We start from the raw sequence: 12,374 nt of genomic DNA on the forward strand, positions 1-12,374 counted from the left end.
CGCCTCGGCCGCCCGCCGCGCCCTCGGCTCCGCCACCGCCCGCCACCTCCTGAGCCTGCTGCCCCTCCTACTGCTCGGGATCTGGGCGGCCGTCGACTGGGACGCCGTCCGCGACGGTGCCGCCCGCCTCACCACCGCCGACCCCTGGTGGCTGCTGGCCGGACTTCTCTTCACCTGCCTGGGCTGGGTCGCCGCCGCGTGCGTCCGCCAGGGCGCGGTCCCCGACCGGTTGCCCAAGGGCCTGCTGCTCGCCTCCCAGATCGCCGCTGGCGCCGCGAACCACCTGCTGCCGGCGAGCATCGGCGCGCACGCGGTCACCGTCCGCTTTCTCCTGCGCCAAGGCGTCCCGCTCTCCCGCGCGAGCGCCTCGATCGCCCTGTACTCCCTGGTCAGAGCCCTGGCGAAGACGCCGCTGCTGCTCGCCTTCGTACTGGCCGCCCCCACGGCCGTACCGCCCGTCACGGTCCTCCCGGACGGGCGGACCCTGCTGTTGGCCGTCGGGGGCATCCTGCTCGCGCCGACGGCGGCCACGGTCGTCCTGACGCTGGTACGGCCCCTGCGCCGGCCGGCGCTGGACTTCGTCCGTACGGCCCTCACCGACGCCCGGCAGCTGCACACCCGGCCCGGCCGCTTCCTCCCGCTGTGGGGCGGGGCGATGGCGGCACCGCTGCTCCAGGCCTGTGTCGTCGCCTCGGTCGGCACCGCGCTCGGCGTCCCGCTGTCCTGGCCGCAGCTGGTGTTCGCGTTCCTGGCCGCCAGTACCGCCGCGGGCGCGGTCCCGGCCCCCGGCGGCATCGGCCCCGTCGACGCGGCCCTGGTCCTCACCCTGGCCGGCTACGGCACGCCCCTCGCCCTCGCCACGGCCACCGTCATCGGCTACCGCGTCCTGACGGTCTGGCTCCCGCTGCTGCCGGGGATGCTGGTGCTGTCGGCGCTGGTGCAGCGGAAGGCGCTGTGAGGGGCGGGGGCGACGCTCCGTGAGAGGTGTCTGTCAGCCCTCGGTCGGCGTCAGCCGCAGCGAGATGCTGTTGATGCAGTACCGCTGGTCGGTGGGGGTGGCATAACCCTCCCCCTCGAAGACATGGCCGAGGTGCGAGCCGCAGCGCGCACAGCGCACCTCGGTCCGCACCATTCCGTGCGAGCGGTCGTCGATCAGCTCCACCGCGTCGGTGTCCTTCGGGTCGAAGAAGGACGGCCACCCGCAGTGAGACTCGAACTTGGTGTCGGAGGTGAAGAGTTCGGCGCCGCAGGCCCGGCAGGAGTAGACGCCGGTCGTCCTGGTGTCGGTGTACTCCCCGACGAACGCGGGCTCGGTCCCGGCCTGGCGCAGTACGGCGTACTCGGCCGGGGTCAGCTCCGCCCGCCACTGCTCGTCGGGCTTCTCGACGTCGTACGACATGGTGGCCAACCCCTCTGCTTCTGTTGCTGCCGTCTACTTCTGTGCGAGACGGTCCAGGATGCGCGGGCCCAGGTCCGTCACGTCACCCGCGCCCATGGTGAGAACCAGATCACCCGGTCCGGCCATTCCCGCGATCACCGACGCCACCTCGTCCTTGTCGTGCACCGGCGTCACCGCGGCGCCCGCGGCCCGCCCGGCGTCGATGATCAGCTCGCTGGTCACGCCGGGGATCGGGTCCTCACGGGCCGGGTAGATGTCGAGGACCACGGAGCCGTCCGCGAGGGCCAGCGCCTGCCCCATCTCCTGGCCCAGTTCCTGGGTCCGGGAGAACAGGTGCGGCTGGAAGACGACGAGGATGCGGGCGTCTCCCGCGGCGGCGCGCATCGCCTCCAGGTCGGCCGTCATCTCCGTCGGGTGGTGCGCGTAGGAGTCGATGACCTGCACACCGGCCGCCTCGCCCTTGAGCTGGAGGCGGCGCTTGACGCCGGTGTACGCGGCGAGCGCGGGCGCCAGCTCGGCCGCCGGCACCCCGAGACCGACGCCGGCCACCAGCGCGGCGACGGCATTGTGCGCGTAGTGGCGGCCGGGCACGGAGACCGTGAAGGTCAGCTCCTGCCCGTCCAGCAGGACGCGGACCTCGCTCTTCAGCCCCTGCGCCACGACCGACAGCACCCGCACGTCGGCGTCCTCGGCGTCCCCGTACGTCACCACCCGCACGCCCTCGACCCGCCGGGTCAGCTCCCGCGCGCCCTCCTGGTCGGCGGAGATCACCAGCGTGCCGCCGGGCACGATCTTCCCGGCGAACGTCTCGAAGGACTCGTAGATCTCGTCCATCGACGCGTAGTTGGCGTGGTGGTCCAGCTCCACGTTGAGGACGATGGCGACCTCGGGGGCGTACTTGTGGAAGCTGCGGTCCGATTCGTCGGCCTCGGCGACGAAGATCTCGCCTTCGCCGTGCAGCGCGTTGGAACCGGGCGCGTCCAGGTCGCCGCCGATGGCGTACGAGGGGTTCAGACCCAGCTCGGACAGGGAGACCGCCAGCATGGAGGTCGTGGTGGTCTTGCCGTGCGTGCCGGCGACGGCGATCGGCCGCAGGCCGTCCATCAGCCGGGCGAGGGCGTCCGAGCGGTGGACCACCGGGATCCCCAGCTCCGCGGCGCGGGCCAGCTCCGGGTTGTCCGCGCGGATCGCCGACGACACGACCACACAGCTCGCGTCGTCGGCCAGGTGCTCGGCGGCGTGCCCGATGTGGACGGTCGCCCCCAGCGCGCGCAGCGCCTCGGCGGTCGCCGACTCCCTGGCGTCGCTGCCGGCAACCTTGGCCCCGCGCTGGGCCAGGATCTTGGCGATCCCGGACATCCCGGCCCCGCCGATGCCGATGAAGTGCGGTCGGTCCATGGCGGTAGGAAGGCCGGGTGCCATGCGTGTCTCTCCCAGATGCGATGCGGTACGACGGTGACGCCCCCACCTTATGGCGCACAGCACCCCTGGCCGACCCAGGGTCACGGCGACACCACCGTCCCCCATCCCGCAAGGCACCGGTGGCCGCCCCAGGGTCACGGCGACACCACCGCCCCCTCCCATCCCGCAAGGCCCACCACAGCCCACCTCAGGGGCGCGGGGAACTGCGCGACCAGCCACACACGACCGCCAGCCGCCCAACCACCCGCATCCCCACGGCGCCCCAACCCACTCCCAGCCGGCGGCAGCCACCGCGCGGGGAACTGCGCGACCAGCCACACACGACCGCCAGCCGCCCAACCACCCGCACTCCCACGGCGCCAGAGCGCGGCCCCCTCAGCCGGCGGCAGTCACACCTTGCTGTGCGAGAACAGTTTCAGCACCGGCACTCCCACCTTGTGCCGGGCCCGCGACGCCCAGTCGCGGTGGAAGAACTCCTCCACGTAGTGCGGATCGGTCAGGACGATCACCTCGTCCGCGCCGGTCTCCTCGACGAGTGCCTTGAGCGCGTCCAGCGGATGGTCCTCCACCAGCCGTCCCACCGCCTCGCTGCCGGCGGCCTGCAGCGCCTGGAGGGACACGTCCAGGGCCCGGACCCCGAACCCCTTGGCCTCCTCGCCCTCGGGCGTCTCGCGCTCCTTCGCCGCCTCGTCCAGCTCGCCCAGCGCGACGTCGTCGATGGCCCGCAGCAAGCGGTCCGCCTGATCGCCGCGAGGCTGGAGCAGTACGTGGAAGGAGACCGGCTCCTCACCGTGCAATGTGGTGACGAACTCCACGTCGGCGGACGTCAGGGCCTTCTCGATCATCAAAACGCTTGTGAACACCAGCGCCTCATTCTCCTTCGAGGACCCCCGTGGCCCTCAGTCCTCCGTGGGCCGTCAAGGCCCTGCGGAAACCATCCTTCCCCGCGTTCGCACGGGGTCTGCGTGTCTTAGTCTGCCCACCCGAAGCTAACCGGAACGGCAGATTCCGCCGAATTCGGCTTCTTGGAGTGTCGCCCCCGCCTTCCCCGGCCGCACCGGCTCACACCCCCTTCCACCTGGCACATCAGGCCCGCCCGTACCGGCTGTAGAGGAACCCGTCCTCCTCCAGAAGGGACACCAGTGCGAACCTTTGCGGAACCGCGACCGCCGGTCCGCCCGCGATCCGCTGCGCGCCGCCCGCCGTGAGCATCGGGGAGACGGTCAGGCACAGCTCGTCGAGCACCCCGGCGGCCACCAGCTGCCCGAGCAGCCGGGGACCGCCCTCGGTGAGCAGCCGGGTGTGCCCGAGGCCGGCGAGGGCCCGGACGGCCCGTGCGGGCTCGACGCCCATGCCGTCGCCCGCGGTCACCACGCGGGCGCCCGCCTTCTCGGCCGCCGCGACCCGGTCGGGGGCCGCCGCCGCGCCGGTCAGGATCAGCGTGGGGACGAGCGGGGCGGTGAAGAGGGGCAGCGAGAAGTCCAGGTCCAGGCCGGCGCTGACGATCGCGATCGCCGGGGCGACGCCCTGTCCGGCCGCCTCCCGCCGCTCCGCGAACTCCGCACGCGCGCGGGCCGGACGGTACTGCTCCTGCCGTACGGTCTCGGCACCGACGATCACCACGTCGGCGAGCGCCCGCAGCGTGCCGAAGACCCGCATGTCGGTCGCGCTGGAGATGGGCTGGGAGCGTCCGTCGTGCTGGGCGGCCCCGTCGAGGGTGGAGACCATGTTGGCGCGCAGCCAGGCCACGGGCTCGCCGGGCCGGGGCTCCGGATAGGCGTAGGCGTCGGCGATCTCGTCGAGGCTCCACTCGTGCCCGCCGGGGCTCCGCACTTGGGCCCCCCGCGCAACACCCCCCTCGTCAGCAAGGTCGGCGGGCGTCGGGTCGGCCGCCGTCCGGTCGGTCACTGTCTCGTCGGTCACAGGGAACAGCCGTCGCATGCCTGGCAGTCTGGCACGGCGCTTACCATGGGGAACCGTGTCGTCCTCCCAGCCCGCCCCAGGCCTCGAACCGATAGCCGACGCGGCCCCCGTGTCCCTCTGCGCCCGTGAGCCGCGTGTCCCCGCGGACCGGCTGGTCGCGGAGATGGTGCCGCCGCCCCGGTTCGACTCGGTGCGCTTCAGCACGTACATCCCGGACCCGAACCAGCCCAGCCAGGTCCAGGCGGTGGGGGTCTTGGAGGACTTCGCCGCGGGGCTCGGCGGAGCGCACGCGGTCGGTACCGCCAGACGGGGGTTCCTCGGCTTCGGCCGGGCGAAGGCGCCGAAGCTGCCGGCCGGCCCGCGCGGTGTCTACCTGGACGGCGGGTACGGCGTCGGCAAGACCCACCTGCTGGCCTCCCTGTGGCACGCCACCCCGGCCGAGCCCGAGCTCAAGGCGTTCGGCACCTTCGTCGAGCTGACGAACCTGGTGGGCGCCCTCGGCTTCCAGCAGACGGTGCGGACCCTCTCCGGGCACCGGCTGCTGTGCATCGACGAGTTCGAGCTGGACGACCCCGGCGACACCGTCCTGGTCTCGACGCTGCTCGGCAAGCTGGTCGAGGCGGGCGTCGCCCTCGCTGCCACCTCCAACACCCTGCCGGGCAAGCTCGGCGAGGGCCGGTTCGCGTCGGCCGACTTCCTGCGCGAGATCCAGGGCCTGTCCGCGCACTTCCGCGCCCTGCGCATCGACGGGGAGGACTACCGCCACCGCGGCCTGCCCGAGGCGCCGGCGCCGTACTCCGAGGAACAGGTCACCAAGGCGGCGTACGCCACCGCCGGCTCCTCGCTCGACGACTTCCCGCACCTCCTCGACCACCTCGCCCGGGTCCACCCCAGCCGCTACGGCGCGCTGACCGATGGCCTGAAAGCGGTCTGCCTCACCGACGTCCAGCCGATTCCCGACCAGTCGACGGCCCTGCGCCTGGTCGTCCTCGCCGACCGGCTCTACGACCGCGAGGTCCCGGTGCTGGCCTCCGGACTGCCGTTCGACCGCCTGTTCAGCGAGGAGATGCTGAACGGCGGTTACCGCAAGAAGTACTTCCGGGCGATCTCCCGCCTCACGGCGCTGGCCCGCGACGCCAAGGGGCTCGTCGAGCCTGTCTGAGCGTCGTACGACCGCGGGTAAGGGCCGGTTCGCGCCACCCGACCCGCCGTTTTGAGGCGCACTTTCTCTCGAAACGCCGCGTTAACCCTGCAAACAACTTCGCAGGGTTAACGTGTTTCTTGACCAGTGGTTGACCAACCGTTGGTCCGGACTAGAGGCGTGAGGTGCCGGGAGGGGGCGCATGTTCCGAGGTAAGACGGCCCGGACCCTGGTGTCGCTCGTCGCCGCCGCCCTGCTCGCGCTCCCGTTCTTCGCACTCACGTCTTCCTTCGCACAAGCGCACACGGCCCGTCATGTCGAGGCCAAGACCCAGCCCGGGATCAAGCCCGGTGCCAAGCCCGCGCGCGACGAGATCCTCGGCGCCCGCCCCTGCGGCCGGTCCGAGGAACCCTTCGGCCCCTTGGGCACCCGCGACCGGCACCGCACCACCGTCACGGCCGGACCGGCGCCCCAGCAACCCGAGCGGGACCGGTCCGTCCAGAACCAGGCGGCCGGGCACCACCCCGCCCACCGGGCCGAGCACCACCGGCACTGGTCGAGATCCTCGACGGCCCACGCTCCGGCGGCACTTCAGGTCTTCCGCTGCTGAGAGCGGCGCGAACAACAGCCCCCACCTGTCCTGCCCATCCGACGCGCCCCCACGGCGCGCCAGGAGGAATCACCACGCATGCAGCCCCTCATCGACAACGCCCGCACGTTCGGACAGCGCCCTGAGGAGTTCGCCAGGCTCGCGGACGGCCAGTCCCCCGAGGTCCTGTTCATCACCTGCTCCGACTCACGGGTGGTCCCCGCCCTGATCACGGGCGCCCGCCCCGGCCAGCTGTTCGAGCTGCGCACCGCCGGAAACATCGTTCCCCCCTACGTCTCCGAATCCCCGACCGGCGAGGCCGCCACCATCGAGTACGCGGTGGAGGTGCTCGGCGTCCGGGACATCGTCGTCTGCGGTCACTCCCACTGCGGCGCCGTCGGCGCCCTCGTACGCGGCGACGACCTCGACTCCGTCCCCGCCGTGCGCGCCTGGCTCGCGCACGCCGCCGACGGACCCACCGCCGTCGAACCCGCCGACGCCGGCGATCCGACGGTCGCGCGGGCCGTGCAGCACCACGTCCTCGCCCAGCTGCTGCGGCTGCGCTCCTACCCCTGCGTGGACAAGCGGCTGGCGGACGGCCGGCTGCGGGTCCGCGGCTGGTACTACGAGGTGCACACCGGTGCCGTACGCGAACACCGCGTCGACACCGACTCCTTCGAGGCCCTGTGAGGACCCCGATGACCAAGTTCCCCCACCTCAAGCAGGACTTCGCCGCTTCCCTCGTCGTCTTCCTGGTCGCGCTGCCGCTGTGCGTCGGCGTGGCCGTGGCCTCCGGGGTGCCGGCCGAACTGGGGCTCGTCACCGGCATCGTCGGCGGCCTCGTCACCGGTCTGATGCGGGGCAGCAGCCTCCAGGTGTCCGGGCCGGCGGCCGGTCTGACCGTGCTGGTCTTCGAAGCGGTACGGGAGTTCGGGCTGCCCGCCCTCGGTGTGCTCGTGCTCTCCACCGGCGTGCTCCAGATCGCGATGGGCGCCCTCAGACTGGGGCGCTACTTCCGGGCCATCTCCGTCTCCGTCGTCGAAGGCATGCTGGCCGGGATCGGCCTGGTGCTGATCGCCGGACAGCTCTACTCGCTGATCGGCGCCAAGGCCCCCGAATCCGGCCTGGCGAAGATCGCGGGGCTGCCGGAGGCTCTCGTGGACGCCTTCGGCAGCACCGGCGCGCTCGCCTCGCTCGCCGTCGGTGCCGGCACCGTCGCCGTCCTCGTGGGGTGGAAGCGGTTGCCGGCGAAGGTGCGCACGGTGCCCGGCCCGCTCGCCGCGGTCGGACTCGCCACGCTCGCCGCACTGGTGCTCGACCTGCCCGTGGCCACCGTCGAGGTGCACGGCCTGCTCGGCTCCATCCAGCCGCCCTCCCTCGACGCCTTCGGCGAACTGGCGAACATCGGCCTGCTCGGCACCGTCGTCGCCTTCACCCTGATCGCGTCCGCCGAGTCGCTGTTCAGCGCGGCGGCGGTGGACCGGCTGCACGACGGACCACGCACCGAGTACGACAAGGAACTGCTGGCGCAGGGCGCGGGCAACGCCGTCTGCGGCGCGCTCGGCGCCCTGCCGATGACCGCGGTGATCGTGCGCAGCGCGGCCAACGTCCAGGCGGGTGCCCGCACCAAGGCGTCCCGTGTGCTGCACGGCGTCTGGCTGCTGCTCTTCGCGGCGCTCCTGCCGAACGTGCTCGCCTACATACCCATCCCGGCCCTCGCGGGCATCCTCGTCCACGCGGGAGCCAAGCTCGTCCCGGTCCGCGGACTCGTGTCGCTGTGGCGCGAGCACCGCGGCGAGGCGCTCATCCTGGTCGTCACGGCCGTGTCGATCGTCGCGGTCAGCATGTTCGAGGGCGTCCTCATCGGCCTCGCGCTGGCGATCGTCAAGACGGCCTGGGAGGCCTCACACATCAAGATGGAGATCGTCGACAAGGGCGCGGGACCCGTCCAGGCGTACCTGTCGGGCAACGCGACCTTCCTCCGGCTGCCGAAGATCCTGGACAGCCTGGAGGCCCTGCCGCAGGACCGCCCGGTCGAGCTGGACCTCTCCGGCCTGCACCACCTCGACCACGCCTGCCGGACCGCGCTGGAGAACTGGGCCGAACGGCACAGCGACGCGGGCACCGAACCGGTACGGGTCACCACGGCCGCGTAGGCCGATGCGTGGGGCCTTGCCGGAGGCGGATCTGCAAAGGTCTTCGGCAGGGCCCTGCCGCAAGGCGTCGGCACACCCGTACGCAGCCGCGCACACCCCGTGGCCCCGGACCCGACGGCGGGCATATCTTTGCAGGAAAGGCGTTTCGGGCCTCTCCTGGAGGAGGTCGTCATGGTCGAGGAGCTGCTGTCTGCGGCCGCGGCGGTCGGCGTCGCAGGATGCGCGTATGTGCTGGCGGCCGCGCGGGTGGTCAAGCAGTACGAGCGCGGGGTGGTCTTCCGGCTCGGCCGGGTCGCCGGCGAGGTGCGCCGGCCCGGCTTCACCATGGTGATCCCCGGCATCGACCGGATGCGCAAGGTCAATCTCCAGATCGTGACGATGCCCGTGCCCGCGCAGGAGGGCATCACCCGCGACAACGTGACCGTGCGGGTCGACGCGGTCGTCTACTTCCGGGTCGTGGACCCGGCGGCGGCGATCGTCAACGTCGAGGACTACCGCTTCGCCGTCTCACAGATGGCGCAGACCTCCCTGCGGTCGATCATCGGCAAGAGCGAGCTGGACGATCTGCTGTCCGACCGGGAGAAGCTCAACCAGGGCCTGGAGCTGATGATCGACAGTCCGGCGGTGGGCTGGGGCGTGCAGATCGACCGGGTGGAGATCAAGGATGTGTCGCTGCCCGACACGATGAAGCGTTCGATGGCCCGCCAGGCCGAGGCCGACCGTGAACGGCGGGCCCGGATCATCAACGCGGACGCGGAACTCCAGGCGTCGAAGAAGCTCGCCGAGGCGGCCCAGCAGATGGAGGACACCCCCTCCGCACTCCAACTCCGGCTCCTCCAGACGGTGGTTGCGGTGGCCGCCGAGAAGAACTCCACCCTCGTACTGCCCTTCCCGGTGGAGCTGCTGCGCTTCCTGGAACGCGCCCAGCAACAACCCCAGCTTCAGCAACAGCAAGCGCCACAGGCCGGCCCGCAGGGTGGGCTCCTTCTCCAGGGATGCGGCGAGGATCTCCCGCAACTGTCCCACGTGGGCGGGGAGTTGCGGCTCCTCGTAGAGGACGGCGTGCAGTGTGGCCAGGGTCGTCTCGCGGGAGAAGGGGGAGTGGCCGTCCAGGGCCGCGCAGAGGGTGGCGCCCAGGGACCAGATGTCGGAGGGCGGGCCCTGGGGGCGGCCGGCGATGCGCTCGGGGGCCATGTAGTCGGGGGAGCCGACGAGCATGCCGACGATCGTCAGCGCCTTCGCGTCCTGGAGGGCGGCGATGCCGAAGTCGGTGAGGACGACGCGCTGTCCGGCGTCCTCCACCAGCACGTTGCCCGGTTTGATGTCGCGGTGCAGGACGCCCCGCGCGTGCACCTGCCGCAGGGCCGCGACCAGGCCGAGGCCGATCCGGGCCGTCTCGCGCGGGCCGAGGGGGCCCGTCTCGGCCGTGATCCGCTCCAGACTGCGGCCGGCCACCAACTCCATGACGATCCACAGTCGTTCGCTCTCGTCCACGACGTCGTAGACGCGTACGACGTGGGGGTGGTCGATGCGGGCCGTCGCCCGAGCCTCGCGCAGGGTGCGTTCGCGGCGGGTGCGGGAGTCCTCCACGTCGATGCCGTCCATGCGCATCTCCTTCACGGCGACGAGCCGGTCGAGCATCTCGTCGACGGCCCGCCACACCCGCCCCATGCCTCCCTCGCCGATGCTCTCCACCAGCCGGTAGCGCCCCGCCACCAGCAGCCCGGGGACGCCTTCGCCGCCCCTCACGCCACGCGAATCGCCGTCGGCCCCCCGAGTCCGCGGAGTTTCCGCGTTTCGCGCATTTCCCGAATTTCCCGGCGGCCCCGAATTCCCCAGGGCTCCCGCGGCCCTCGGGTCACCCCAATTTCCCGGGTCTCCCGCATTTCCCGCTCCTCCCCTGTTTCCCGGCAACGTCCCGCACCCCCTCCATTGCCCTTCCACCGGCACACAATGGTCACACTTGACGCCGTGCCAGCATAGTGCGGAGAAATCTTGTGGTACCTCTTCGGGTAGTGCGAATTCAGGCGCACCCAAGGGGGACGAACATGAGTTCTCGTCGCATGACGACCATCGCCGGATCGCTGGTCACGGCATCTTTCTCAGCGGTGATGATCCTTACCGTGCCTGCCGTGGCGAGGGGCCCGGAACCCGGCAGCGACAAGGGGGGAAAGGCCGTCGACCAGGCGCCCGCGGGCGTGGAACTGACCACGCTGCTGCCCGAGAAGATCTCCGTCGACAACGGGTCGCGGAAAACGACGATCACCGCCACCGTGAAAAATGGCGGGACCAAGGAAAGCGGTGCCATTCGGCTTTTGGTCGTCGGTTTCGACGGGCTGAAGGTCACCGGCGTTCCGGGGTGTTCACAGATCGCGGAAGGAGATCTCCCGGAGGGTTCCAACAGCGGTTTCTCCTGCCCCATCGACAATCTGGCGGCCGGGGCCTCGAAGTCGTACGCCGCCGACGCGACGTTCGATCTCGGCAGCACCGGGAAGATCTGTCTGCCCGTCCAGACCTCGGACGGGTCCAAGACGTTCTGGCAGCAGGGGCCGGTGCCCTTCGGTACGACGAACCCGTCGCCGAACGCGCCCGCCACGCCACTGCTCCTCGGCACCGACAACACGCCCGTGGCGCCGGAGGGGGGCGAACTGCCCCGCACCGGCGCTCCCGGACGGGACGTCCTGCCGCTCGGCGCCGCCGGCGCGGCCCTGCTCACGGCGGGCGCCGCGGGGTTGTGGTGGTCCCGGCGACGGGCGGAGGCCCGCGGGCGCTGAGGCCGTACCGGGCGGAGACGCGGGAGAGGCCCGCCATGGTCACCTTTCGGTGCCCCGGCGAGCCTCTCCGGTGAACTGAACTGCCCTTGTCTCAGCGCTTGATGAGCTTCCAGGCGGTGGGCAGCAGACCCATCGCCAGGGCGGCCTTGAGGGCGTCGCCGATCAGGAAGGGGGTCAGCCCGGCCGCGATCGCGGCGGAGGCGGAGATGTCGGCGGCGTAGGCGAGGTAGGGCACGCCGATCGCGTAGATGATCGCCGAGCCCACCAGCATCGTGCCCGCCATGCGCGGGACCGAGCGGTCGGCGCCGCGGCGGGCCAGGGCGCCGACCACCGTCGAGGCGAGGATCATGCCGAGGACGTAGCCGAAGGAGACCGCGCCCGCGCCGGAGCCGCCCTCCGCGAACCACGGCACGCCCGCCATGCCGACCAGGGCGTAGACGGCGAGGGAGAGGAAGCCGCGCCGGGCGCCGAGGGTCGTGCCGACCAGCAGGGCGGCGAAGGTCTGGCCGGTCACCGGGACCGGTGTGCCGGGCACGGGGACCGCGATCTGGGCGGCGAGTCCGGTGAGCGCGGCGCCGCCGAGCACGAGCGCGATGTCGCGGACGCGGGAGGCCGGGATCAGGTCGGCGAGGACCCGTCCGGGGCTGACGGAGGTGGCGGCGGCGGTGCTCATGGGGACTCCGCGAGGTAGGTGCGGTTCGGGGACACCGTGACGCTATCCCAGGGGACTCGGACCGATCTCCGTCAGTGGTCGACAAACGGGCGAGCACGGGCTTGGTGGGCTCCGGACAAAGGCGGGCGGTTACACGCGGTACGGCGTGACCCTGGTCACTGAGGTGGGGTGGTGGCGGCAACGCGGGGCGCTCGGCGGGCGTCTGTAGGGTTTCGCCAATCGGACCGGGCGGCACGTCGGGGGCGCGCGGGCATCCGTCTCGGGCGGCGCGTCGGGGCGCGCGGGCATCCGTCTCGG

11 protein-coding genes and 2 pseudogenes are annotated in these 12,374 nt (G+C 72.0%); 7 read left to right on the forward strand and 6 right to left on the reverse strand.

Going from position 1 to position 12,374, the window contains the following annotated elements; genetic code table 11:
* A partial coding sequence (locus tag BZL64_RS33260; RefSeq protein ID WP_425276098.1) for a lysylphosphatidylglycerol synthase transmembrane domain-containing protein occupies positions 1–958 on the forward strand: 958 nt, incomplete at its 5' end.
* Between the two features lie 33 nt (positions 959–991).
* Here BZL64_RS33260 and msrB read toward each other — a convergent pair.
* The 4 genes from msrB to BZL64_RS33280 form a co-directional block, all read right to left on the reverse strand.
* Positions 992–1,399: a peptide-methionine (R)-S-oxide reductase MsrB gene (msrB, locus tag BZL64_RS33265; RefSeq protein ID WP_086772824.1), complete on the reverse strand. Its 408-nt coding sequence runs from the start codon at positions 1,397–1,399 to the stop codon at positions 992–994.
* Positions 1,400–1,432: 33 nt separating this feature from the next.
* A complete protein-coding gene (gene murC / locus BZL64_RS33270; RefSeq protein ID WP_086772825.1) occupies positions 1,433–2,821 on the reverse strand; it encodes a UDP-N-acetylmuramate--L-alanine ligase in 1,389 nt (462 codons plus the stop codon).
* 389 nt (positions 2,822–3,210) lie between these two features.
* Complete coding sequence (locus BZL64_RS33275; RefSeq protein ID WP_208639572.1) at positions 3,211–3,684, reverse strand: indole-3-glycerol phosphate synthase; 474 nt, start codon at positions 3,682–3,684, stop codon at positions 3,211–3,213.
* A gap of 223 nt (positions 3,685–3,907) precedes the next feature.
* Entirely contained in the window at positions 3,908–4,762 is an 855-nt protein-coding gene (locus tag BZL64_RS33280; protein WP_086772827.1) for a pyrimidine reductase family protein, read from the reverse strand.
* A gap of 37 nt (positions 4,763–4,799) precedes the next feature.
* Here BZL64_RS33280 and zapE point away from each other — a divergent pair, with 37 nt between their 5' ends.
* The 5 genes and pseudogenes from zapE to BZL64_RS33305 all read left to right on the forward strand — a co-directional run.
* Complete coding sequence (gene zapE, locus BZL64_RS33285; protein WP_086772828.1) at positions 4,800–5,906, forward strand: cell division protein ZapE; 1,107 nt, start codon at positions 4,800–4,802, stop codon at positions 5,904–5,906.
* Positions 5,907–6,087: 181 nt separating this feature from the next.
* Positions 6,088–6,495 (forward strand): hypothetical protein, encoded by a 408-nt coding sequence (locus BZL64_RS33290; protein WP_086772829.1) that lies wholly within the window; start codon positions 6,088–6,090, stop codon positions 6,493–6,495.
* A gap of 78 nt (positions 6,496–6,573) precedes the next feature.
* Positions 6,574–7,164, forward strand: a complete 591-nt coding sequence (locus tag BZL64_RS33295; protein WP_086772830.1) for a carbonic anhydrase — start codon at positions 6,574–6,576, stop codon at positions 7,162–7,164.
* Positions 7,165–7,172: 8 nt separating this feature from the next.
* Positions 7,173–8,630, forward strand: a complete 1,458-nt coding sequence (locus BZL64_RS33300) for a SulP family inorganic anion transporter (RefSeq protein WP_086772831.1) — start codon at positions 7,173–7,175, stop codon at positions 8,628–8,630.
* 171 nt (positions 8,631–8,801) lie between these two features.
* Positions 8,802–9,605: pseudogene (locus tag BZL64_RS33305) on the forward strand (slipin family protein); the annotation flags it as partial.
* 51 nt (positions 9,606–9,656) lie between these two features.
* Here BZL64_RS33305 and BZL64_RS33310 read toward each other — a convergent pair.
* A pseudogene (locus BZL64_RS33310) lies at positions 9,657–10,301 on the reverse strand (serine/threonine-protein kinase); the annotation flags it as partial.
* A gap of 377 nt (positions 10,302–10,678) precedes the next feature.
* Between BZL64_RS33310 and BZL64_RS33315 the strand changes: the two are divergent.
* Complete coding sequence (locus BZL64_RS33315; protein WP_086772832.1) at positions 10,679–11,404, forward strand: hypothetical protein; 726 nt, start codon at positions 10,679–10,681, stop codon at positions 11,402–11,404.
* A 91-nt stretch (positions 11,405–11,495) separates the two neighbouring features.
* Here the strand turns inward: BZL64_RS33315 and BZL64_RS33320 are convergent, their stop codons facing one another.
* On the reverse strand, positions 11,496–12,077 hold the full coding sequence (locus BZL64_RS33320) for a biotin transporter BioY (protein ID WP_086772833.1): 582 nt from the start codon (positions 12,075–12,077) through the stop codon (positions 11,496–11,498).
* Positions 12,078–12,374: the final 297 nt, after the last annotated feature.

This window comes from Streptomyces bobili (assembly GCF_002154575.1).
Taxonomy (GTDB): domain Bacteria; phylum Actinomycetota; class Actinomycetes; order Streptomycetales; family Streptomycetaceae; genus Streptomyces; species Streptomyces bobili.